We start from the raw sequence: 23,861 nt of genomic DNA on the forward strand, positions 1-23,861 counted from the left end.
AATTATCTTTCAGGCAAAAATTCCGTCCTATTGTTCTGCTAAGATAGCTTTCAAATCTGCTTCACTAAATTGATATTGTTTGCCACAAAACCGACATGTTGCTTCGGCACCGTGATCTTCTTCAATTAATTGTTTTAAATCTTGGGGCGCAATTGAACTGAGTGCTTTAGCAAATCGTTCCTTAGAACAATCACATTCGTATTTAACCGGTAATTCTTCCAATGTCTTCATTGGTAATTCGCCAACAATTTCGGTGATGATTTCTTCAGGGGTCATCCCTTGTTGCAATAATTCTGAAACAAGTGGCATTTCTTGTAGTCGTGCTTCTAATACGTCAATCAAGCGATCATCTGCGCCTGGTAAGATTTGAATCATAAAACCACCGGCAACGCCGATTGTGCTATCTTCATTGACAAAGACTGAAACGCCAACTGCTGATGGTGTTTGTTCTGATTTTGCTAAGTAGTAAGTAAAATCTTCACCTAATTCACCGGAAACTAATGGCACTTGCCCCGTGAAGGGTTCTTTAAGGCCGAGATCTTTAGTGACGCTTAACGTCCCCGTTGTCCCGACGCCGGCTTTAACATCAATCTTATTTTTCTCATTTGAAGGTAAGTTAACGTGGGGGTTCGTAACATAACCCTTAACCGTCCCTTGCGCGTTACCGTCAACTACGATTTTTCCGACAGGGCCATCGCCATCAACCTTAACCGTCATCTTAGTGTCGCCTTTTAAACCCGCAGCACTTAATAGTAATGTCCCAACAATCGTCCGACCAAAAGCGGCTGATGATGTAGGCCATGTATCATGTTTTTCTTGTGCTTCTGTGACAACTTGTGTGGCATTTACAGCATAAGCCCGTAATTGGCCATCTTCTGATACTTGTTTGACTAAATAATCCTTCATTATGCTACCTCTTTATTTATTTGATACAAAAAGGTCGACCACTAATCGTGTCGACCTTTTCATTATAACCGATTATGCATTATCGTTTGAGTCATCATTAGTTGGTTTTGAATCAGCAGTATCGTCCGCAACTTCTGTTGTTTCTGAATCAGCTTGTTCAGCCTCTAATTCTGAGTCAGTTTTTTCTGCTTCTTTTGCTTCAAGTGCTTTTTTAGCTTCTTCAAAAGTAGCTGCTTTTTCACTTGGGAATTCTTCAGCATTCTTTTCAGGCATCTTACCATCATTGAATAAGCTTAAGATTTCTTTTTCGTTTAATGTTTCATACTTCAATAACATTTCAGCAATCAACTTGTGTTGTTCACGGTGTGCTTGAATAATTTCAGTTGCTTGTTGATGTGCTTCGTCGATTAAACGACGAACTTCGCTATCAATTGCAGCGGCCGTTGCTTCAGAAAAGGCTGGGCCTTGACCGTAAGCAGCCCCGACGAATGGTTGGCCTTCTTTTTCAAGGGCCACCGTTCCTAATTTTTCAGTCATCCCGTAATGGGTAACCATGCCACGTGCAATCTCGGTTGCTTGTTCGAAATCGTTTGAAGCACCGGTTGATTGAGAGTTGAAGATAATTTCTTCAGCTGTCCGACCACCCATTAAACCAGTCATTTGTTCCGTCAATTCTTTCTTACTCATCAAGAATTGATCGGTCTTAGGTAACATGATGGCATATCCGCCAGCACGCCCACGTGGTACAATCGTGACCTTCCGAACGACACGTGAATCACTTAATACTAAACCGATAATTGCATGACCAGCTTCGTGATAAGCCACTGTTTCACGTTCTTTAGGATTGATAACACGATCGCGCTTAGCAGGACCGGCAATTACCCGATCTTCGGCTTCATCAACATCAGAAGCATCGATATCTTTCTTACTACGACGCGCTGCCACAAGGGCTGCTTCGTTTAATAAGTTTTCAAGGTCAGCACCCACAAAACCTGGTGTTTGTTGGGCAATTTCTTTTAAATCAACGTCGTCTGCTAATGGTTTGTTCTTGGCATGAACTTTCAAGATAGCTTCACGGCCCTTAACGTCTGGACGACCGACAAGGATCTTCCGGTCAAAACGACCTGGACGTAAGAGGGCTGGATCTAAGACATCTGAACGGTTAGTAGCAGCGATGACAATCACGCCTTCGTTCCCTGAGAAACCATCCATTTCAACTAACATTTGGTTTAATGTTTGTTCACGTTCATCGTGGCCGCCACCCATCCCGGCACCACGTTGACGCCCAACAGCATCAATTTCATCAATAAAGATGATTGATGGTGCTGATTTCTTAGCTTGTTCGAATAAATCACGAACACGGCTAGCACCAACACCGACAAACATTTCAACGAAATCAGAACCAGAGATTGAGAAGAACGGTACACCCGCTTCACCAGCAACGGCTTTCGCTAATAATGTTTTACCAGTACCTGGAGGTCCTTCGAGTAATACCCCGGCTGGAATCCGTGCGCCTAATGCCGCAAACTTACGAGGGTCTTTCAAGAATTCGACAACTTCGACCAATTCTTGTTTTTCCTCTTCAGCGCCAGCAACATCAGAGAAGCGGACTTTATTCGCACCCTTATCCGCTTTTTGCGCTTTGGATTTACCAAAGTTCATCATCCGGCCGCCTTGGCCACCGCCTTGACCTGCTTGACCCATCATCATGTAGAATAAACCGAACATAATAATTAGTGGCAAGATTAGGCTTAAGATGCTAACCCACCAACCAGATTGTGGTTCTTGCATTGTTTCAATCTTTGTTTTGTTTTGGTTAGCTAAATTCGTAATGGCACTAACTTGTGAATCACTTTGTAATAAAGTGGTTGTAAAGTGTGTCACTTTCTTATTTTTTGATTGTGAACCAAAAAATGTTGATTTAGGCTGTTCGTCCTTTTGTGCTTTACGATATTCCCCTGAAATTTTATAAATACCATTTGTTGGTTGAATTGAGAACGATTTAACCTTATCTGTTTTCAACTCACTTAAAAAAGTACTTGATTGAACTTCCTTAGACTCTGATCCGCCATTGCCATTCATGAAGAATGAAAATACACCGACTAAAGCCACTAGGATAATAATGTAAAACAGACTATTACTGAACAGTCTATTCTTCTTGTTGTTCATACGTGACCTCCTGAAGCTTCTCATCATTTGTGACACTGTGTCCTTTTGACACTGTTAAACTATAACATATCTGACTTTCATTGACCATTTATTTACCCGAATAAATTTCCGGTTTCAAAACGCCAATTGTGCCCATATTACGGTAACGTTCGGCATAATCTAAACCGTATCCAACAACGAATTCATTTGGCACTTCCATCCCAACATAATCCGAATGAACTGGCACAACTCTACGACTTGGTTTGTCCATTAAAGTGCAAACTTTAATCGAATTAGCTTGGCGCGTCTTCAAGATCGCCATCAAATAATTCAACGTCCGCCCCGTGTCGACAATATCTTCAACAATAATAATGTCACGTCCTTGAACGCTCGTATCGAGATCCTTGATAATCTTTACTTCGCCAGATGAAATCGTGCCATCACCGTAACTTGAAACATCCATAAAATCAATTTCAACGTGTAAATCAATTTCCCGAATTAGATCGGTCATAAAGACAATGGCGCCTTTTAAAATCCCAATCATTAATGGGTTTTTACCTTGGTAATCTGCCGTAATTTGCTTGCCCAATTTTTCATTGACCCGTTGGATGTCTTCTCTGGTGTATAAAATACGTTCGATATCTTGTTCTAACATTGAGCTAGCCTCCATTTTTTTAGTAAAGCCTGAATATTCTTTATTCATTTGCATAACATAGTACGTACCGTATTTTACCAGTTTGTTCGTGATTAAACAATGCTGAAACTCTAAATTCAGGATGACCAATCAGCGTTTCTTGCGACCACACGCCCCAACTATTCAGGCGCTTTTCCTGGGGGACCTTCAAGTCAATAAAAAGGCGCTTAAGGGTTTTATGGTGGGTTTTATCAATCATAATTGCATCGGTTAACTGACATGGTTTGGCAACGATTGGCCATTGCTCAGCTGCTAGCCAGATCAATTGTTGACCCGATAGTTTACGGGGCAAATGGTTAATTTCGAAAATCCCAATTTGTTCGTTATTTGGAAGTACGCACCAGTGATTCAGCGTTAGTGTTCGACTTTTTTCAGCTTTCACCATGACGTCATCGTTGGTTAATTGCCCAATTCGGAAACGCTCATAGGTTTTAGTCAACACCACACCCTGACCAAGCGCTAACTGACCTTGTGGTTTAGTCGTTGATTGCACTAATTGGTGGAGCTGTTGTAACTGCGTTTCTTTGAGCGGACTGATAGGCGCGAAATATTGTTTAATAATAAGTTGCCAGATGGCTGTCTGTTGTGCTGTCGGCAATGTTTTAATCGCCTTGAGCTGACCACTAACAACTTTGTCGGTGATCTTCAAATCTAGCAATGGTAATAACGCCGTCGTCAACTGTGCTTGTTGTGCCAATAAAGCCGTTAATTGCCGGCTGAAGCGATTAGCATTTTGTAATACGTGCTTATTTTCTTGTTTTAAAAAAGGCACCAACGTATGGCGAACCCGATTCCGCAAGACAGTCGTCTCATAGTTTGTCTGATCTTCAAAAGACGTGATGTTATTGGCTAAGGCATAGTCACGCAAATCCTGCTTAGCAAACGGTAATAAGGGTCTAATCAACATTCCTTGGGCAAACGGCCGCTGAATTTGAATGCCCCGCATTTCGTGTAGTTCACCACTACGAATAAATTTCATCATCAGGGTTTCTAATTGGTCATCGCCGTGATGCGCCGTGACGAGATAATCTGCCTTTTCAGTGGTCATTAGCTGTTCAAAAAATTGATATCTAAATGCCCGGGCGGCCGCTTCGATTCCCGTTTGTGGGTGTTGTTTAAGCGGCCAATGCGCCACTTGCAGTGGTAGTTCATTTTCCAGACAGAATTGCCGTAAATAAGCTTCTTCTGTCACACTTTCTGCGCGTAACTCATGATTGACGTGGGCAACAACCAACCGGGGCTTAAGTGCTACAGGTAAGCGTTGCAAAAGGGTCAGCAAAACCATCGAGTCAACACCAGTTGACGTCGCCACGATGACTTTGGCGCCGGCTGGCCAAAAATGGTAGCGGTGCATCTCGTTTTGAAAAGCTTGTTCTAGCATCTTAATTCTCCTTCAAATGAATAGAGGTTGGGTCAAAAGTTTAATCACTAAACTTAAAACCCAACCTCTATCATGATTTTTGATTAACTACGACGACCGCCACGGCCCCCACGTTTACCTTCTGTATTGCGTTTAATAGTAGACAAACGATCTTCACTATCTTTTAAGAAGCCTGATAGTAAATCGTCAAAGCCTTCTTTCTTAGGCGCGCTTGTATGTTCAGGTTTACGATACCCACCGCGATTGTTATTTGGACGACTAGATTGTGGCCGAGTATGCTCTTGCACCTTAGGTTGATCAACCGCTTTTCGAATGGATAATCCGATTTTTCCGTTTTGATCTGACATCACCTTCACAGTCACTTCGTCCCCAACTGTTAAGACATCGTGAATATCCTTGATATAACTATCAGAAACTTCACTGATGTGGACTAATCCGGTCTTGCCTTCTCCTAAATCAACGAAAGCGCCAAAATTCGTAATACCTGTTACCTTACCAGGAACTTTTGAACCAACTTCAACTGCCATATAAAACTACGTCCTCCTAAATGGTCGTTTGAACTCGTCAAACTTTTAATCACAAACTTGTGATATTTAATAAAATAAGTATAGCACGCTTTACCCTTGAAACAAGGCTGTAAAGCGAAATTATTTTTGTTGTTCGTTTAAATTTGGTGCCTTATCTTGGGGCAAACTATAGATTGTTTCACCCTTCTTTGAATAATAGTATTTATAGCGAATGTACTTCGCTAAATAGTCATCATTATGTAACTGAGAAACTTGTACCTTTAAATCCGCTTCTTTGGCCTTGGCCTTTTTTAAGGATTGTTTTTTAGCAACTGTTTGTTTCTCAATTAATGCCAGAGAATGGTGGGTTTGCAGGATTTGAATGCCGCAAACACTAAAAAGAATTAACGCAATCATCCCGAGCGCTAATAATCGACGTTTATGAACCGTCCGTGTTCGTTTTGATTTTTGTTCAACCTTCTGTTTAGCTGCCTGTTGTTTCGTATAGGCATTTTCAATCTTCGTTATCTTACGACTCACGCTAGCCCCTCCAATCACTGGTTGTAATCCCTTTATTATAGCAAGTTATCAAAAACAACGTCAACCAATATCATTAAAATAGGCGATATTAGTGATTATCCTTAACAAACTGGACTAAACCACTAATATCGCCTATTAAAAGACCTTATTCAAAATTTTCTGCAACCTTAGTTTCAAGGATTTCGTACATTTCTGCTGCATCGCTCTTCTTGGTTGTTTCGATAATTTGTGTAATCTTGACAATCATCGTTTTATTACCAAAACCAATTTCCAATTTATCGCCGACAACCACGTTACTTGAAGACTTTGCTTGCCGATCATTAATTAAAATCCGGCCTTTATCTGCAATTTCCTTTGCAACTGAACGTCGTTTAATAATCCGTGATACTTTTAAAAACTTATCTAATCTCATTAGTGTCGCCTACCTTTTTAATTTTTGTGCTAGTTTCAGCAATTGTTTACCACCGGGTATCGTTAACCATTCCCGAATCGAGAATAATTGCCATGCTAAAGCAAGGCCGATAAAGATGGGCACCCCGACTGCAATCCCAATACCAGCGCCTAAAACAGCTTGGCCCCTTGAGACCAGACTAGGTTGAATAACAGTTACCACAAAGCGAACCGCTACCGCCATGATGCCACAGATCAAAACCAATTTACCTGTAAAATGTTGGCCATCTAGGGCCTCTCGTACCAATTCCGGAGATTGCCGCAAGATTAAGGCTAACACAACCCCTAAGCTAATAACAGTCCCCACGCTCGCACCCACAATTTGGTAGTGTTGTACCAACCATTGATTAATGACCACTTTGACGAAAAGGCCGATTAATAGCGCAATTGTCGTCTTATGGAACTGATCCAAACTCTGCAAAACACTATTGCAGGCATTGATCAGCGCAATAATTACGATACTTAGCATGTACCACACTAAGGCTTTGTTCCCATCTGCATCCCCAAACAACAAGTAGTTCACTTGTGGCATGAGAATCATCAAACCAGTCGTTGCCGCCGCCGAGAGGCCTAAACTGATATGAATCAATGATTCAGCGACTTGTTGGAACTGATGATCTTGTTGTTGTTGTCGTGCCCGCGAGAGACTTGGAATCAAAGTCGATGAAAAAGCCATTGAGATGACTAAGCCTAACTGTACGAGCGGCTGGCCCCGATCAAATATCCCTTTAAGGTTTTTAGCAAGATCCTCAGTTAAGCCACTGGCCACTAAGCCTTTTTTAACCGTAAATGAATCAACCAACTGTAGTAACACTATTAATGAAGCAAACAGACAAATCGAGCCACCTTCTATTAATAAGCGTTTAGCCAATGAACGGTACGCACCTAAGTTAATGCCCTTTGGTTTTGTCCCTCTGAGCACAAAAGCTTTTTCCGCCGGTTTCAATAAAGCGACGGTCGCTACCAGCCCCCCGAAAAAGGCGCCGGACATCGCCCAGGTGCCCATTTCATAAACAGACCAGTGTAGCTTCAATGATAACCACGCCGCCAGGATAATCACAACCACGCGAACGAGTTGTTCGGCCACTTGCGAGGTCGCCGTCGGAACCATGTTGAAGATCCCTTGGAAATACCCTCGTGTGACCGCTAAAAACGGCATCAGTAAAAACATATACGACACCATTCTAATGATTGGTGCCAATTCAGCATCCGCCATGGCCACTGCAATGGCTGGTGCTTGATATTGCAAATAGAAAAAGATCAGTGCCCCGAATAATCCTAATAGCGCAAATGACCGCCGTAAAATCTGGGTTTGCTCAGCCGGAGCCGTTTCTTCAGCCACAATTTTAGAAATATAAACTGGGAACCCACTTAACGCAAAGGTCATCCCAATCCCATAGATAGGGTAAACTTGCTGATAAACGTAAAACCCAGTATTGCCAACCATATTTTGAAATGGGATCCGATAGACCGCACTCAATATTTTGGCAACAAAGGAAGCAATTGATAAGACAACGGCCCCCTTCATTAAATGTTGCATCTGTTTATTTTGCATCGAATCCCTCCGATAATCGCTACCAATAACTAGCGGTTATTTTGCCAACTGCTGCTTTTCGATTTCAACGAGTGTTTCCACAAAAATCGCCAATTCACGTAACCAATCGCCAGTCTTCATCTTAGGTTGGATAATTAACGTCACACTTAATTTTTCTTGTTCGAACCCCACCGTGGCCTTCAAACGGGTTGCTGACAAGGCTTCAAAAATCTGCTCGCCAGAAACTAAGCGACTGCCTTTTGGTGATAAGACAACTTGAAGCTTGTCTTTGACTTGCTTAATCGTTTCGATTAGGGCATCATCGGCATTCATTTTTAATTGACCGATTGTTAAGAGATGGGCGACTTGAACCGGGTAATCCCCAAAGCGATCAATTAAATCGCTCTGGATTTCTGTAAAGGCCGCTTCTGTATCCATTTGGCGAATTCGTTTGTAAATTTCAATTTTTTGCCGTTGATCATTGATATAATCATCCGGCAAGTAAGCTTCGAGCTTCAAATCAATCTCGGCGTTAGTCTTAGCTGCCACTTTCTTACCTTGTTTCTTAGCGACCGCTTCACTGAGCATTTGTGAGTATAAATCAAACCCGACTGAATCGATAAAGCCGTGTTGTTGTTTACCTAATAAGTTACCGGCGCCTCGAATTGATAAATCACGCATCGCAATTTTGAAGCCAGAACCCAACTCGGTAAAGTCTTTAATAGCTTGCAGACGTTTCTCGCTGACTTCAGTCAATACCTTATCCGGTTTATACATAAAGTACCCATAAGCGACCCGACTACTCCGGCCAATCCGCCCCCGTAATTGATACAGTTGGGACAAGCCGTAATGATCAGCATCTTCGACAATCATCGTATTAACGTTGGGCATATCAACCCCGGTTTCAATAATCGTCGTTGTGACTAACACATCGTACTTCCCCTGAACAAAGTCGTAAATGACCCCTTCTAGTTGGGCCTCTGTCATTTGCCCATGCGCATAGCCGACAGTTGCTTCTGGCACAAGCGCTTGAATCTCATCGACGGTTTGTTCAATATCACTAACGCGATTATGCAGATAAAAGACTTGACCATTACGTTCCAGTTCCCGTTCAATCGCTTCTCGCATCGCACCGAAATTTTGTTCCATCACATAAGTTTGAATCGGATACCGGTTAGTCGGGGGCGTTTCAATAACCGAAAGATCCCGCACACCCAACATCGACATGTGTAACGTCCGCGGAATCGGGGTTGCCGTTAAGGTTAACACATCAACTTGTGCTTTTAATTGTTTAAGTCGTTCCTTATGTTTAACCCCAAACCGTTGTTCTTCATCGACGATTAATAGGCCCAGATCCTTGAAGACCACATCTTTTGATAATAACCGATGCGTTCCAATGACGATATCCACTTGCCCTTTTTCTAAACCTTTAAGCGTGGCCGTCACTTCTTTACGCGTCTTAAAGCGGGATAATAACCCAATTTCTACTGGAAAATCCGCAAACCGCGCTAACATATTCTCGTAATGTTGTTGCGCCAAAATCGTGGTCGGAACTAGGAAAGCAACCTGTTTACCAGCCGCAACTGCTTTAAACGCAGCGCGTAAGGCAACTTCGGTTTTCCCAAAGCCCACATCGCCGACTAGTAAACGGTCCATTGGCCGAACTTTTTCCATATCGTGCTTAATCTCAGCTGTACTGCGTAATTGATCATCCGTTTCTGGGTACGCAAATTGATTTTCAAAATCAGCTTGTAATTGATCATCTTTAGGAAAGGCATAACCCTTTTCGGCTTCCCGTTGCGCGTACAATTCGATTAAATCATCCGCTATATCTTCAATTTTAGCGGAAACCTTACTCTTCGTCTTTTGCCATTCCGCGCCACCTAATTTATTAATCTTAGGTGTTTTGGATTCGGCTGAGACGTATTTTTGCACCATGTCCAATTGCGTCACCGGGATGAATAACTTCCCATTATCTCGATACAAGATGGTAATGTAATCCTGATGGACACCGTCAACTTCTAAGGTCTCCATCCCAACGTATTCACCAATCCCGTGATTGACATGCACGACATAATCGCCCGGTTTTAATTCGCTATAACTCTTTAAGCGTTCCGCATTGGCTAACGTTTGCCGGCGCACCTTCTTTTTGGGGGCGGTATTAAATAATTCTTTTTCAGTCAGAACGACTAATTTTAAATCTGGTAACTCAAAACCATTTTGCAATGACCCTTGGACAATTTGAATCTGCCCCGCCACCAATTTGGTTTTGGTCGTGACCGTCGCTTCAATCTCAAAATCGTGGAAGGTTTGGTCAATCTTCTTCACCCGTTTGGCATCTGATACTAAAACAACGACAGTTTGCTGTTGCTTTTGCCAACGACTCATTTCCGTTTTTAATAAAGGCATTTGGCTAAAGAATTGCTGGACATTCCGCGTGGGCATATTGCCTAACGTATCCAATTTTAATTGTCCCATTCCCTTTTGGAATAAGGATAAATATAAATGGGCGTGTTGATCTTGCTTCATTAAACTGTGGACATCAACCAATAGTTTTTGCGCCGGTAATAACCGGCGACTGCCTAACATCTCAGTCTGCCAATTAGCGGCTTCTTCCGCTAAGACGCGTTGGGTTTCTTGAATGCGGGGGTAATCATCAAAAATCACTAACCCACTATTCTTAAAGTAATCAATTAAACTCGTATGATCGGGGTAAAGATAATCGACAAAAAGCGCCAAATTTTCAAAACGCTCGCCCGCCAACAACCGACTAATCGGGGTTTCAAAGTTCACGGCTAACGCCTTTTGATCATCTTTGACCGTTAGCTTAGCTGCTGCTTGCTGATAATCGACTTGCAGTGCTTCTCCGGCCATTTCAAGTTGTGCCGTATTCGCTAATAAATCGGTTGCTGGCATGAGGTCGACACTCTCGAGATTTTCAATGCTCCGTTGCGTATCAGCCTCAAATGAACGGATTGCATCAACCTCTGTATCAAAGAGTTCAATCCGAACCGGATTTTCCGTATCGAGGGGGAAGATATCAATAATATCTCCCCGCATTGCGAACTCGCCAGGTTTTCCCACTAATTTATCGCGGTGATAGCCCATTTCGGCCAATTGAGCGCCCAAGATTTTCGGATCAACTTCGCCACCCATTTTGATTTGGGTCTGACTATCGCGCCATTGTCGTACGGTTGGCAATAACCGTCGCATCCCTGCAACTGACGTCACAACAATCCCTTTTTTACCGGTTGCCAAAAAGCTCAACGTTCGGACACGTTCAGCTCTTGATTCTGGCGAACTAACCGCCATTTCAGCTGCCATCACTTCTTCAACCGGAAAGGTATAAATTTGGTCCCCATTTAACTGGTTAGCTAAATCCTCAGCCACCTGATTAGCTTGAAACATATTACTTTCAATGATCAATAATGGTTGGCGCTGTTGTTTATAAATCGTCGCCAAAAAAAGCGTCTTGGCTGAGCCTGAAAGCCCAGTCAGCAATTGTCTGACGCCTGGCTTTTGATTTTCTAATACGGATTGCACTTGCTGGGTATCACCCAGCATTGAAATTAAATCCATTCAAAAGGTCCCTTACTTTCTTGAAATTTGTGACTGCTAGAAATTAGCGATATCGCCTACTGGCGCACGCTAATTAAATTTATTCATCGTTTTCATGAAATCGTCGTTTTGACACCAATCATCGATTGCTTCGCAAGCTTGATCAATCGCTTGATTAATCACTGGTGCGCCATCTTTATCAAATGGTGTTAGGACCCAATTGACCACCGTACTTTTTTGCGGATGTTGAATCCCGATTTTAAGGCGCTTGAAGGTCTGGCTCTTCGTGTGCGCAATAATACTTTTAATGCCGTTATGACCACCTGCTGAGCCCTTTTGACGGAGGCGCAATTTGCCCATCGTTAAATCCATATCATCTTGGATGACTAATAATTCATCAATTCCAACTTGATAGTAGCTCATCAAAGGCCCAACTGAACGACCAGAGTCATTCATAAATGTTAGCGGTTTAACTAACAGGATGGTTTCACCTTCGTATTTGAAGCTACCATATTCGGCCTCAAAATCATGTTTATTGAGTGTTACGTTGTATTTTTCACATAATTGGTCGATTACCATAAAGCCAATATTATGTTTCGTTTTAGCATATTTACTGCCCGGATTCCCCAAACCAACGATCATCTTCATTTGTCTTACCTCTTCTTCAAAATCGCCGTTATAACGCAAAAATACTGAGAAGTTGCTCTCCCCAGTCGACGTTTGTTATTGCTGTTTATTATACCATACCCCATTTTCTTTCTATATTAGGAAATAAATAGTTTTCTGAAAATTTAAACAAAATTAGCGAACTTTCATGCAAATTATGCTATACTGGTTTTCGAAATGAAGAATTGTTTTACAGAAAGGACGTCATTATATTGGCAAACATTGAAAAAGATCACCAAAAAGTTATCCTCGTCGGCGACGGCGCTGTAGGTTCTAGCTACGCTTATGCTTTAACATTACAAGGTATTGCACAAGAAGTTGGTATCGTAGATATCTTTAAAGAAAAAACACAAGGTGATGCAATCGATTTATCTGATGCATTAGCTTTCACTTCTCCTAAGAAAATCTATGCTGCTGAATACTCAGATGCAAAAGATGCTGACGTGGTTGTTATCACTGCTGGTGCACCACAAAAACCAGGTGAAACACGTTTAGACTTAGTAAGCAAAAACCTTAAAATCTTGAAGACAATCGTTGATCCTATTGTTGAATCAGGCTTTAACGGTATCTTCTTAGTTGCTGCTAACCCAGTTGATATCTTAACTTATGCTACATGGAAATTATCAGGTTTCCCTAAGGAACGCGTTATCGGTTCAGGTACATCACTTGACTCAGCTCGTTTCCGTAAAGATATCGCTGAAATGGTTAACGTTGACGCACGTTCGGTCCATGCTTATATCATGGGTGAACATGGTGATACAGAATTCCCTGTATGGTCACATGCTAACATCGGTGGCATCAAGATTTCTGAATGGGTTAAAGCTCATCCAGAAGTTAAAGAAGAAGAACTTGTTAAGATCTTCGAAAGTGTTCGCGACGCTGCTTACACAATCATTAACTTAAAAGGTGCTACATTCTACGGTATCGGTACTGCCTTAGCTCGTATTACTAAGGCTATCTTAGACGACGAAAATGCTGTCTTACCATTATCAGTATACATGGATGGCCAATACGGCTTGAACGATATCTTTATCGGTTCACCTGCTGTTATCAACCGTTCAGGTATTACTAATATCCTTGAAATTCCATTGACAGACCACGAAATGGAAAGCATGCACAAATCTGCAAAACAATTAAAAGATATCGTTACAAAAGCTTTTGAAGAATTAGATATCGAAACTCGCCAATAATCTCAATTATGGCTAATTAAAAAGGTCCGGACAAAGTTAACTTTGTCCGGACCTTTTTTAGCTACATAAAATCTGCTCGCTTTTTAGTTCGCTTGTTCTAAGGTATGATTGACCATTGTCATCAAATTAATATCATGGTCTTTAAGTTGTGCATCCCAAGTGAGTAATTCCGACTTAATCGACTCATAGATTTTAACCCCTTCAGGTGTCGCATTGACCCGCATTAAGCGTTGGTCATCTTGTTCGCCGCGTACCTTGTAAATCAGCTGCTTAGACTGTAAGAGATTTAACTTTCTCGACACCGCTGGTAATGACGTTTTGAAGAAAATTGCCAATTCACTTGGTGATTTTCTTTCTTCTTCAATAATTTGTTCAATCACTAAGAATTGTTCAAAACTAACATCATACTTACGGCTAATTGTATTTAGTTTGGCTGCGATTTGCTGTAATTTTGAGTACCATTCCCCTAACAATTGCATTCTTGTGTCTGCTTTATCGACCATTATCTTACCTCCTATATAAATTAGTATTTTTTAATTTTTCGCTGTACATATACGGCATATACCATTTTGAATTCCATTATCTATTCAGCCCCGATAATTAGTTACCGAAATACCTATGTATAAAATATTAATTATGATTAAAATATTTAATATTTATTTTCACACTTCATTTATAGCTATTTCCCTTCTGAAAATCGCAGTGTCCAGATTTTTCAGAATCGCTAAACTGCTTATCTAGAGCCTTTTTAATATTGTTAACAACACTTATCATATCGCAATACTATATCGTTGACAATAGTTAATTGTTAAAATATTAACACAAAATATTAATAGCATTAATATGTTTATTTATTTTTTATTCTATCATTCGAAATTTCTTCACAAACATCATCTCTACTTATCAAGGTATTAGTTTCTACTGTGAAATCAGAGCGAGACCACTTTTATCCTAATAACCATTCATCCGATTTTAATAATTGCGCCTACCCCCATTAGATTGTTAAGCCCTTTAGCTGTTGTTCCTTAAAATTATCTAATAATCAAGCTTTCATATTTCTTTTTAAGCCGCTTTCTAGTATGCTTACTATTAGTTAACGTCCTTTGTAATTAAAAACTATTTAGGGTATGATTAATCTATCAGAAAGATTGGAGTTGATGTTGTGAAGGTTTCAAAGAAAACTTATACCGCTTTGGGCATCGCAGCCGTTATTTTAATCGGTGGTTATTCGGCCATGAGTTTCCACTACAACAAAGTATTTTTACCAAACACGGTAGTTGCTGGCACCAACATTAGCGGTAAGTCCCCTGCCGAAGCTAACGACGCATTACTCAAGCAAGTCAATCACCAAAAGTTTACATTAAAAGAAGATCAAGCCACGCGTTTATCTTTTACCGCCAAGGAAGCTGGCTTTAGTCATAACTTCCAACCCCTTTTGAAGAAGATTCAAGCTTCACAAAACGGTTGGACTTGGCTTGGTCATCAGTTAAGCAATCCAAAGAAATTGCAATCTGAAAATGCCCTTATTTTAAATCAACAAACTTTTAAGCAATTCACAGACCAAACAGTTGCCAAGCTAAATACTAATCGTACGGCTTCTAAGAATGCGACGATTAAGTTAGTTAATGAAAATTTTGAGATTATTAAAGAAGTCAATGGTAATCAAATTGATCAGGCGAAATTCGCCAAAACAATCAATACAGCCATTAACCAAGGGAAGACTACGATTAATTTAAAGCAGGACTATACTGTGCCAACTATTAAATCAACCGATTCAGCGCTTCAAAAAACAGCCCAGAAAATGGCGACGATTAGTAATGAAAAAATTCATTATTCAGTCAACGGTAACGAATTTACAGTTCCTAAGGCCACTATTCAAGGTTGGCTAGTCAATAATGATGGTGCGGTATCACTTAATAAAACCGCCGTTTCCAACTACGTTTACCAACTCAAGACAAAATATGATACCTACGATAAACCATTAACTTTTAAATCAACCAAACAAGGAACAGTGACTGTGCCTGCTGGCATTTACGGCTGGAGCATTTCTCCGGCTGATGAAATCACTGCCCTCATGAAAGAAGTCCCTGAAGGCAAAGACTTCTCGCGAACTGCCGTTATCCGCGGTTCCGGTATGGCCCAAAAAGATCGCAGTGTTGGTTCAACCTACATTGAAATCGATAAAAAAGCGCAACATATGTGGCTCTATCAAAACGGTAAAGTCACAATCCAAACCGATGTCGTGACAGCACGACCACCCCAAACAACGCCAAGTGGTGTTTGGAGTATTTGGAAGAAAGAACGAAATGCTACTTTAAAAGGAACCAACTTTGACGGTGTTAGTGAGTACGCTAGTCCTGTTAACTACTGGATGCCAATCGACGAAACCGGCGTTGGTATTCACGATTCGCCATGGCAACCTAAATATGGTGGTACTTGGTATCAAGAACATGGCTCACACGGCTGTATCAATACCCCACCAACCATTATGGCCCAACTTTACAATACCGTTAGTGAAGGTATTCCAGTGGTTGTCATCTAAAACAACTTAAAAAAGGTCCTAAAAAGCAATTCATGCGATTGTCTTTTTAGGGCCTTTTTGAATCTCATTAATATTTAATTGTTTTTTCGCCAAGTCGAAAAACTAGTTATTTTAATTAAGGCAATGGTATGCTATGATTACATCAGTATATGAGAGAATTTTAATCTAAGGAGAAATGCTTATGTTAATCAAATCCCTAGTGTTACCCAAAGAACGTCTAACCACAATTGAAGAATCCGTGACCCTCGAAGAGGCCTTAACCATTTTGGAAGATTCCGGTTACCGTTGTGTGCCGGTTTTAGATGCCAGTGGTAAGATCTTCCGTGGCAATATTTATAAAATGCACATCTACCGGCATAAATCTCAAGGAGGCGACATGCAATTGCCCGTTACCAGCCTCTTGAAGAATATGACAAAGTATATTCCGGTTGATGCGCCATTTTTCAAGGTCTTCTTCAACATCAAGGATTTACCTTACATCGCCGTCTTAGATGAAGACAGTAATTTCTTTGGTATTTTAACGCACAGTACCCTCCTTAACATGCTTTCAGAAGCTTGGAACTTAGAACTCAGTAGTTATGTACTCACGGTCCTTTCGGCCGGTGAACAAGGGGATTTGGTTGCCATGTCGAAAATTATCGCTAAGTACACCTCAATTGCTAGCTGCATGACCTTAGATGCTAAACAAGACGAATTCGTTCGGCGAACACTCTTCACACTGCCTAGCGGCTTAGATATCGAAATCCTTAAAAAAATTACCAATAAGCTTGAGAAAAAAGGGTTTAAAGTGCCCGAAATCGATGACTTACAATCAGGTAAAGTTCTTCGTAACGATTCTGACGAAATTGAAAACGTGATTTAAATTAAAAGAAGTACGTTTCAGGCAGTTATATTGTAGCGATTTAGCCTAATCCCGTGAATAAGTGATATGGTCGATTGTTTACGAGACGTAGCTAACTGCAACAATATGCCTGAAAAAGCACATTAAAGAGGAAGTGCGTTATCAGTGCTTAGCTTTTGAGCATTTGCAGAACTTAGCGAATTGGCGATGAAATCACCGGTTTGATAAGTTTAGCAAAGCGCCGAAAGCTACTGACAAAAGCACGTTTAAGAAAAGAAGTGCGTTTGAAACGGTTGGACTTTGAGCATTAGCACAGCTCGGTGAATAACTGCTGTAGGCAGTTGTTTGACGAGTGACGCTAAGCGCAGAAGTCAGTTTCAAAAAGCACGTTTAAAAAACAAAGTGCGTTGTCAGTGCTTAGCTTTTGAGCATTTGCAGAACTTGGCGAATTGGTGATGAAATCACCGGTTTGATAAGTTTAGCAAAGCACAGAAAGTTACTGACAAAAGCACGTTTAACCCATCAATGTTCGAATAGTAAAAACGGCGCTAAAGACAAAATCACTTTTGTCCTAGCGCCGTTTTTTTGCTATTATATTTGTCGTTCAAAATGTAAAACTTGGTCAATCGCATACATAATCGGTGCGGTAATTGTCATGATAACGGCTTCTGAAATCGCCAACGTAGCATAGGTTGGCCAGAATGGTACTTGTGTTTTAGCTGTTGAACCGGTTAAAACAATCATCCAAGCAATCATGAACATCGATACCGTGAATAAGATGATATTGACTAACATCTTTTGCCACGTTTTCTGCAGATGGGGCATTACCAGTGTTAGCACTAATAACGCCAACAAGGTTTGGCCGCCACCAAATAAGGTATCCAGAATTTTATTTTCAGAGCTAAAGAAGAAATTGAAGACGAGCACGCCGCCAAAGACACCCCATAAATATTTTTTATTGAAGACCACCAGATGGTTTAAGCCTTCTGACACCCGGAACTGAATGGGACTAGAAGCAAGGCCTAGCACCCCTGGAAATAGTGATAATACGACATATAACGCAGCCACTAATCCGTTTAAGATCACACTCCGCAAACGATTTTGATTGGTCATTTAATAATCCTCCTAGTTTTTTAGCGTGGGATGGTTACGAACCACGTTTTTTCAATGCGATTACTATCATAGCACATCTGAACGTTCGATACCAAAAAGAAAGAGCCTCAGGTACCTGCCCTGTGGCTCTTGCACTAACTTATGTATTAAGGATTCAAAACAGGTTGGAGCCCAACGCTAATCGTTAACGCGCGATCAACTTGGCGCATCTTCTCAGCAACCAAATGCGTCACTTTGTCCTTAAGACGTTGTTTATCAATCGTCCGGACTTGTTCCAACAAGATGACAGAATCCCGCTCGACCCCATTGGCCTTGGCTGTGATACCGACATGCGTTGGCAACTTTGGCTTTTGAATCTTCGCCGTAATAGCTGCCACGATTACTGTTGGACTGTGATGATTACCCACGTCATTTTGAATAATTAACACGGGGCGCATCCCACCCTGTTCTGATCCTACTACTGGTGATAAATCTGCATAATAAATATCACCGCGTTGTATCAATTCTCCCACTTCTATCCCTCCAATTAGGATAAATCAACTGTGCGAATGCGGGCGTATGCCTCACTTTCACATGCATTGAATTCAGCGGCGATTTGACTATTAAGATTGGCCATTTCGACATAGCCGTTAATGACGTTATCAACCTTGGTTTGCCGGGTTGCCATAAATTCATGAATGGCATCTTGAATCAAATCATTCTCATCAAGGCCGTAAACCTCGCAACAGGTTTTAATCTCTTGTACTAATTTAACGTCTAAGTTAACGGATAATTGTTCGTGGTTAGCTTCCATCTTCATCAGCCTCCGAAATCAACACTTTTTAACCTGTATTTATCCTAACACAGAAATGAAGATAAGCAAAATTGTTAAGCGCTAGTCTTCATTCAATCCGGTATAAACACGGGGAATCCGATCTGATAAATCACAAATAATTTCATAATGAATTGTATCGGCATACTCAGCCAGCTCTTGTAGCGTGATTTCATCGTCGCCACTCTTACCAACAAAGACTACTTTCGTACCGACTGGATAACGTTTTGGTAAACGAATCATCATTTGATCCATACAGATGCGGCCCACAATTTCACACCGTTGGCCATCCACCAAAACAGTTGACCCAGACATTCGTCTCAACCAGCCGTCAGCATACCCCATTGGAATTGTGCCAACCCATTCACCCTCAGACGCTTCATAAGTCGCACCGTAGCCAATTTTACTACCAGCTGCGACTTGTTTAACAAAGACTAGTTCCGATTCAATCCCAAGCGCCGGCTTCAGCGGATAGGGTAAATCCGGGATGGCCGCACCCGAAGGATTGAGGCCATATAGACTAATGCCCATCCGAATAACATTGCCATTACATGCCGCATGCCATAAACTAGTTGCTGAGTTAGAAACATGGACAAATCTAGGTTTTTTAGGCAAAACGGCCACTAATTGATTAAAACGGGCGCTCTGTTCCTTAAAATAAGTATCATCAGGATCGTCGGCTGTGGCAAAGTGCGTGAATACCCCTTCAAAATCGAAGTATTCAGGATGTGCTTTCATAAACGCATCAGCTGCTAGTAATTCAGCTTCGTCTCTAAAACCAATCCGTCCCATACCACTATCAATGCCTAAGTGGATGTGAAGCGGATGGAAATAAGGCACTCGCTGTGCAATTTCAGCCGCTTCTTGCAACCATTCAAGCGATCCAACGGTCAATGAGATTTGATTAGCAGCGGCTAATTCAATTTCGCTAGGTTGGGTGATTCCGAGAACCAAGATGGGTTCTGTAAAATTAGCCTGACGCAACGCCAATGCTTCATCTAATAACGCCACACAAAAGCCTGACGCACCTGCCGCTTGTGCGACCTCAGCCACAGGAATCAACCCGTGCCCATAAGCATTAGCCTTCAATACTGGAAAAATAACAGTATCTGTCCCTTCAAGATGTTTTAATTCGTTTTGAATATTTTCATAAATTGCATTTTGATCAACTAAAATGCGCGTTGGTCGTAAGTAGCCGACTGTCATGTCTTAACCTCTTTCCAAAATAACTTCTGCAATCACGAGGGTTGCTGTATGTGAAAGCGAAACGTGAACCGCCCCATCAAATAAATCCTGTTTGATGTAAGGTTTACCTTGCGGATCATTCAGCGTTTCCACCGCTTGGAGTTTCACCTGACCAATCCCCGTACCGTAGGCCTTACTAAAGGCTTCCTTAACGGCAAAGCGGCCAGCTAAAAACTCTAGTGCTCGCCGCCCCGTATAATGATTGAACAGTTCGAATTCGGTTGCCGTTAATACTTTTTCAGCAAAACGACTATTTTTTGCTTGTGCCTTTTCAAATCGATCGATTTCAGCTAAATCAATTCCTAATCCAACTATCACAATATTCGCCCCTAGTTGCCTATTTTCTATTAAGTTTACCACAAAGCAGATGCGGAAAAAACTTACAGCTCTGTCACATCATGATATGAAAATAGCGTCCCACCAAAATTGGTAGGACGCTATTAAACGTTAATTATTTATCGTTTGTCCGAATCGTGAAGTTCCGTTTTGAACGGCCATCAGTCTTCTTACGGCTGTCGCCGCGATTGTCGTTGCTACGACGTTTGCTGCTATCACCGTTACTGCTGCTACGACGGCCATCTTTGCTGCTGTCGTTACCACGACGTTTGCCATCGCCATTACTACGACGGTTACCACCACGATAACCACCGCCGTTACCGCCACGACGATTGCCGCTATTACCACCACGACTGCCGCCGCGGTTTCCGCCACGATTGCCACCCTTTTTACGTGAAGGTAATGGACGTTCTGGTGTGATCTTAACTGGAACGGCTTCTTTACTGATTGTCTTCAAAAGAACTGAAGCTAATTCAACGTCTGAGAATTGTTTTAATAATTCTTCAGCTTCTTCGTTGTATTTAGCTAATTGGCCTTTTTCAATCATTGAGTTGATATCAGCAACAGCAGCTGCTAATTGACCCTTGAAGGCTTCTTTTTCTGAAGGTGGTTGTAAAGGTAACATCCGTTTCTTCGTTAATTCTTCGATAATCCGTAAGTATTCCATTTCGTTTGGTGTCACGAAAGTTACTGAAACACCTGATTTACCGGCACGGCCAGTACGGCCAATACGATGAACATAACTGTCTGGATCTTGAGGAATATCGTAGTTATAAACATGCGTTACACCAGAGATATCAAGTCCACGAGCAGCAACGTCGGTTGCAACTAAGACATCCAAACGGCCAGCCTTAAATGATTTCAAGACGCTCATCCGTTTTTGTTGTGATAAATCACCGTGAATCCCTTCAGCATTGTAGCCACGAGCCTTCAGACCGCGTGTTAATTCATCAACACGACGTTTTGTCCGGCCGAAAATCAATGTTAATTCTGGTGATTGAACATCGAATAAACGGGTCATAATGTCGAATTTTTCAAAGTCTTTAGCACGAACATAATATTGATCGATTAAGTCAGCCGTTAATTCTTTTGACTTCACTTTGATCATTTCTGGATTTGTCATAAAGCTCTTACCGATCTTCATGATTGGCGCTGGTAATGTTGCTGAGAATAATAATGTTTGACGTTTTTCAGGTACTTGTTTGATGATACTTTCGATATCATCCACAAAACCCATGTCTAACATTTCATCAGCTTCATCTAAAACTAATGTTTTAACGTGATCTAATTTAACAGTCCGACGATTGATATGATCCAATAGACGACCTGGTGTCCCAACAAGAATTTGTGGGTGATCTTTTAATGAACGAATTTGACGGCGAATATCAGCACCACCATAAACAACTTGAACCTTAGCTTTACGGTCGCGACCTAAACGATAAAGTTCTTCTTGTGTTTGGATGGCCAATTCACGTGTTGGTGAAATGATTAATGCTTGGATATCCGGGTTATCTAAATCTAAGTTTTGTAAGATTGGTAAACCGAAAGCAGCTGTTTTACCAGTCCCTGTTTGAGCTTGGCCGATAACGTCCTTGCCAGCTAATGCCAAAGGAATTGTTTCCCCTTGGATTGGTGTTGCTTCTTCAAAGCCTGCGCGGCTAATTGCTTTCATGATTGGTTCTGATAGTCCTAATTCTGAGAATTTCAAATAGTGTTCCTCCTTGTTTTGTAAAAAACATGCCATTACAAAACAGGTCCACTTCATCAGTTACACCATTTTCAAAAATCTGTCTTGTAATATAATTGTTTTCAAGAGCCCTTTTCATTAAAAAAGCTCCTTAATAGCTTATCACGCTCACCATTAATTAGCAAACGGAATTAACCCGATTATGGGCCTTATTCATTATTTTATGGCTTTAATTAGTCGCACGAACCCGACTCTACCGCCGTAAATGTATCAGCTAAAATTCTTTTTAACTTGTTAATCGTTCTCAACCGTCAAAGCGGCCACCACTTTTTCTAAATGTAAACCATGACTGGCCTTTAAGACGACTAGGTCCGTGGGTTGGATGGTTGCTGCTAAAGCCGCAATTAATTCCGGCTGCTGTGTTTTTTCAAAGTAGTGTAGTTGGTCAGTGGGATAAACCGTTGCGAGTTTATCAAATAAAGGTTTGATTTCTGTCCCGAATAGATAAACTTCTTGAATTTCAGCAGGATTCAAGACCGTTGCCAAACTCTCATGGAGCTTCTTGCTAGCCGTTCCGAGTTCCAACATATCCCCTAAGACGGCGATTCGACGGCCATCAGTTTCAAAATGACTAAAGTTCCGCAACACTTCGATAGCCGCTGTTGGGTTTGAGTTATAAACATCGCTCAACATTCTTTGGCCCGCAGTACCGACCAACCATTCTGTTCGATTACGCGTCACTTCAAAATTAGCTAATGCCTTACTCATCACTTCGGGTTTAATGTGATAATGTTGCCCAATTAAAATAGCGGCTAAAGCGTTATTGACGTTGTACGCACCCATCATTGGAATTTCAAAAGCGACATCTGGCCAAGCGTTCAACTTAAATTGCGTCTTCGTTTCACCAGCACGAACTTGAATTGGATAGAGGGTATTAGTTGTCGCACTCCCAAAAGTTTCACATTCCAAATCACCAACACGCTCGTTTAAGAGTGGTTCATCACCATCATAAACTAGTAAGCCGTCTTCTTTTAAGAAGTCGGTGATTTCCATCTTGGCATCGGCAATCTTATCCCGTGTCTTGAAAAATTCAATATGGGCTTCGCCAATCATAGTAATGGCCGCCACATCTGGCATCGCAATTTCACTCAAAGCATGCAATTGGCCAGGGCGATCCATCCCCATTTCAATGACAAGAATTTCAGTATTGGCTTCCATTGATAAGATTGTCTGTGGGACACCAATCTCGTTATTAAAGTTCGCTTGTGTTTTATGGATATTATACTGACTACCCAATACAGCGGCCGTCATATCTTTAGTGGTCGTTTTCCCATTACTCCCAGTAATCGCCACCACCTTCGGATTAATCTTTAGTAAGTACCGTTTAGCCAATTGTTGATACGCTGCTAGCGGATCTTTCACAAGTAATACTGGAAAATCAGTTGGTTGATCATCACGTGCACTGGCCCATAATGTCGCTACCGCACCGTTTTCTCGTGCTTGATTGATAAAATCGTGACCGTCTCGGTTACCAGCTAGTGGGACAAATAACGCCCCTGGCCGTAATTCACGCGCATCAAAAGCAACACTCGTCACTTCCACTGTCGCCCATTGTTCAGTCTCATTTTTCGCACCAGTCATCCGTGCAATTTCGCTCAATTGCATTTTCATATCTTAAATAGCTCCTATTGGTTAACGATCAAAAGCTTACGC

Annotated in this window: 21 protein-coding genes and 1 riboswitch; of the genes, 3 read left to right on the forward strand and 18 right to left on the reverse strand. The window is 41.5% G+C overall.

Annotated elements, in window-relative coordinates; all coding sequences use genetic code 11:
- Positions 1-27: 27 nt before the first annotated feature.
- The 10 genes from C0213_08815 to C0213_08860 all read right to left on the reverse strand — a co-directional run bounded on the left by C0213_08815 (position 28) and on the right by C0213_08860 (position 12,365).
- Entirely contained in the window at positions 28-906 is an 879-nt protein-coding gene (locus C0213_08815; protein ID AUX12509.1) for an Hsp33 family molecular chaperone HslO, read from the reverse strand.
- A gap of 72 nt (positions 907-978) precedes the next feature.
- Positions 979-3,075, reverse strand: a complete 2,097-nt coding sequence (locus C0213_08820) for a cell division protein FtsH (GenBank protein ID AUX12510.1) — start codon at positions 3,073-3,075, stop codon at positions 979-981.
- An 88-nt stretch (positions 3,076-3,163) separates the two neighbouring features.
- Positions 3,164-3,709, reverse strand: coding sequence for a hypoxanthine phosphoribosyltransferase (gene hpt / locus C0213_08825; GenBank protein AUX12511.1), 546 nt, complete (start codon positions 3,707-3,709; stop codon positions 3,164-3,166).
- Positions 3,710-3,749: 40 nt separating this feature from the next.
- Entirely contained in the window at positions 3,750-5,129 is a 1,380-nt protein-coding gene (gene tilS / locus C0213_08830; protein ID AUX12512.1) for a tRNA lysidine(34) synthetase TilS, read from the reverse strand.
- A gap of 83 nt (positions 5,130-5,212) precedes the next feature.
- Positions 5,213-5,656 (reverse strand): RNA-binding protein S1, encoded by a 444-nt coding sequence (locus C0213_08835; protein AUX12513.1) that lies wholly within the window; start codon positions 5,654-5,656, stop codon positions 5,213-5,215.
- Between the two features lie 120 nt (positions 5,657-5,776).
- Complete coding sequence (locus C0213_08840) at positions 5,777-6,175, reverse strand: septum formation initiator family protein (GenBank protein ID AUX12514.1); 399 nt, start codon at positions 6,173-6,175, stop codon at positions 5,777-5,779.
- Positions 6,176-6,320: 145 nt separating this feature from the next.
- Entirely contained in the window at positions 6,321-6,587 is a 267-nt protein-coding gene (locus C0213_08845; protein ID AUX12515.1) for an RNA-binding S4 domain-containing protein, read from the reverse strand.
- A gap of 9 nt (positions 6,588-6,596) precedes the next feature.
- Positions 6,597-8,180: a sugar transporter gene (locus C0213_08850; GenBank protein AUX12516.1), complete on the reverse strand. Its 1,584-nt coding sequence runs from the start codon at positions 8,178-8,180 to the stop codon at positions 6,597-6,599.
- 36 nt (positions 8,181-8,216) lie between these two features.
- The gene (gene mfd, locus C0213_08855; GenBank protein AUX12517.1) at positions 8,217-11,738 is read right to left on the reverse strand and encodes a transcription-repair coupling factor; all 3,522 of its coding nucleotides are present in this window, start codon (positions 11,736-11,738) and stop codon (positions 8,217-8,219) included.
- A gap of 69 nt (positions 11,739-11,807) precedes the next feature.
- Positions 11,808-12,365: an aminoacyl-tRNA hydrolase gene (locus tag C0213_08860; GenBank protein ID AUX12518.1), complete on the reverse strand. Its 558-nt coding sequence runs from the start codon at positions 12,363-12,365 to the stop codon at positions 11,808-11,810.
- A gap of 230 nt (positions 12,366-12,595) precedes the next feature.
- Here C0213_08860 and C0213_08865 point away from each other — a divergent pair, with 230 nt between their 5' ends.
- Positions 12,596-13,573 (forward strand): L-lactate dehydrogenase, encoded by a 978-nt coding sequence (locus C0213_08865; protein ID AUX12519.1) that lies wholly within the window; start codon positions 12,596-12,598, stop codon positions 13,571-13,573.
- 83 nt (positions 13,574-13,656) lie between these two features.
- Here C0213_08865 and C0213_08870 read toward each other — a convergent pair whose 3' ends face one another.
- Positions 13,657-14,076, reverse strand: coding sequence for a MarR family transcriptional regulator (locus C0213_08870; GenBank protein ID AUX12520.1), 420 nt, complete (start codon positions 14,074-14,076; stop codon positions 13,657-13,659).
- A gap of 659 nt (positions 14,077-14,735) precedes the next feature.
- Here C0213_08870 and C0213_08875 point away from each other — a divergent pair.
- Entirely contained in the window at positions 14,736-16,115 is a 1,380-nt protein-coding gene (locus C0213_08875; GenBank protein AUX12521.1) for a hypothetical protein, read from the forward strand.
- A 181-nt stretch (positions 16,116-16,296) separates the two neighbouring features.
- Positions 16,297-16,977, forward strand: a complete 681-nt coding sequence (locus tag C0213_08880; GenBank protein AUX12522.1) for a CBS domain-containing protein — start codon at positions 16,297-16,299, stop codon at positions 16,975-16,977.
- Positions 16,978-17,547: 570 nt separating this feature from the next.
- Here the strand turns inward: C0213_08880 and C0213_08885 are convergent.
- The 7 genes from C0213_08885 to C0213_08915 all read right to left on the reverse strand — a co-directional run bounded on the left by C0213_08885 (position 17,548) and on the right by C0213_08915 (position 23,819).
- Entirely contained in the window at positions 17,548-18,069 is a 522-nt protein-coding gene (locus tag C0213_08885; GenBank protein AUX12523.1) for a hypothetical protein, read from the reverse strand.
- A 6-nt stretch (positions 18,070-18,075) separates the two neighbouring features.
- Positions 18,076-18,120: riboswitch (PreQ1 riboswitch) on the reverse strand.
- Between the two features lie 95 nt (positions 18,121-18,215).
- On the reverse strand, positions 18,216-18,581 hold the full coding sequence (locus C0213_08890; protein ID AUX12524.1) for a type II toxin-antitoxin system PemK/MazF family toxin: 366 nt from the start codon (positions 18,579-18,581) through the stop codon (positions 18,216-18,218).
- 14 nt (positions 18,582-18,595) lie between these two features.
- Positions 18,596-18,862, reverse strand: coding sequence for a hypothetical protein (locus C0213_08895; protein AUX12525.1), 267 nt, complete (start codon positions 18,860-18,862; stop codon positions 18,596-18,598).
- Between the two features lie 81 nt (positions 18,863-18,943).
- Positions 18,944-20,086 (reverse strand): alanine racemase, encoded by a 1,143-nt coding sequence (locus tag C0213_08900; GenBank protein ID AUX12526.1) that lies wholly within the window; start codon positions 20,084-20,086, stop codon positions 18,944-18,946.
- A 3-nt stretch (positions 20,087-20,089) separates the two neighbouring features.
- A complete protein-coding gene (locus tag C0213_08905) occupies positions 20,090-20,443 on the reverse strand; it encodes a holo-ACP synthase (protein AUX12527.1) in 354 nt (117 codons plus the stop codon).
- A gap of 133 nt (positions 20,444-20,576) precedes the next feature.
- A complete protein-coding gene (locus C0213_08910) occupies positions 20,577-22,169 on the reverse strand; it encodes an ATP-dependent RNA helicase (protein AUX12528.1) in 1,593 nt (530 codons plus the stop codon).
- Positions 22,170-22,442: 273 nt separating this feature from the next.
- Complete coding sequence (locus C0213_08915; GenBank protein AUX12529.1) at positions 22,443-23,819, reverse strand: UDP-N-acetylmuramoyl-tripeptide--D-alanyl-D-alanine ligase; 1,377 nt, start codon at positions 23,817-23,819, stop codon at positions 22,443-22,445.
- Positions 23,820-23,861 lie beyond the last annotated feature (42 nt).

This window comes from Latilactobacillus sakei, from assembly GCA_002953655.1.
GTDB lineage: Bacteria > Bacillota > Bacilli > Lactobacillales > Lactobacillaceae > Latilactobacillus > Latilactobacillus sakei_A.

Bases quoted from the DNA above. Each gene is read 5' to 3' on its own strand.
- C0213_08815 (AUX12509.1), bottom strand. From the start codon at position 906: ATGAAGGATTATTTAGTCAAACAAGTATCAGAAGATGGCCAATTACGG.
- C0213_08820 (AUX12510.1), bottom strand. From the start codon at position 3,075: ATGAACAACAAGAAGAATAGACTGTTCAGTAATAGTCTGTTTTACATT.
- hpt (AUX12511.1), bottom strand. From the start codon at position 3,709: ATGTTAGAACAAGATATCGAACGTATTTTATACACCAGAGAAGACATC.
- tilS (AUX12512.1), bottom strand. From the start codon at position 5,129: ATGCTAGAACAAGCTTTTCAAAACGAGATGCACCGCTACCATTTTTGG.
- C0213_08835 (AUX12513.1), bottom strand. From the start codon at position 5,656: ATGGCAGTTGAAGTTGGTTCAAAAGTTCCTGGTAAGGTAACAGGTATT.
- C0213_08845 (AUX12515.1), bottom strand. From the start codon at position 6,587: ATGAGATTAGATAAGTTTTTAAAAGTATCACGGATTATTAAACGACGT.
- C0213_08850 (AUX12516.1), bottom strand. From the start codon at position 8,180: ATGCAAAATAAACAGATGCAACATTTAATGAAGGGGGCCGTTGTCTTA.
- mfd (AUX12517.1), bottom strand. From the start codon at position 11,738: ATGGATTTAATTTCAATGCTGGGTGATACCCAGCAAGTGCAATCCGTA.
- C0213_08860 (AUX12518.1), bottom strand. From the start codon at position 12,365: ATGAAGATGATCGTTGGTTTGGGGAATCCGGGCAGTAAATATGCTAAA.
- C0213_08870 (AUX12520.1), bottom strand. From the start codon at position 14,076: ATGGTCGATAAAGCAGACACAAGAATGCAATTGTTAGGGGAATGGTAC.
- C0213_08880 (AUX12522.1), top strand. From the start codon at position 16,297: ATGTTAATCAAATCCCTAGTGTTACCCAAAGAACGTCTAACCACAATT.
- C0213_08885 (AUX12523.1), bottom strand. From the start codon at position 18,069: ATGACCAATCAAAATCGTTTGCGGAGTGTGATCTTAAACGGATTAGTG.
- C0213_08895 (AUX12525.1), bottom strand. From the start codon at position 18,862: ATGGAAGCTAACCACGAACAATTATCCGTTAACTTAGACGTTAAATTA.
- C0213_08900 (AUX12526.1), bottom strand. From the start codon at position 20,086: ATGACAGTCGGCTACTTACGACCAACGCGCATTTTAGTTGATCAAAAT.
- C0213_08915 (AUX12529.1), bottom strand. From the start codon at position 23,819: ATGAAAATGCAATTGAGCGAAATTGCACGGATGACTGGTGCGAAAAAT.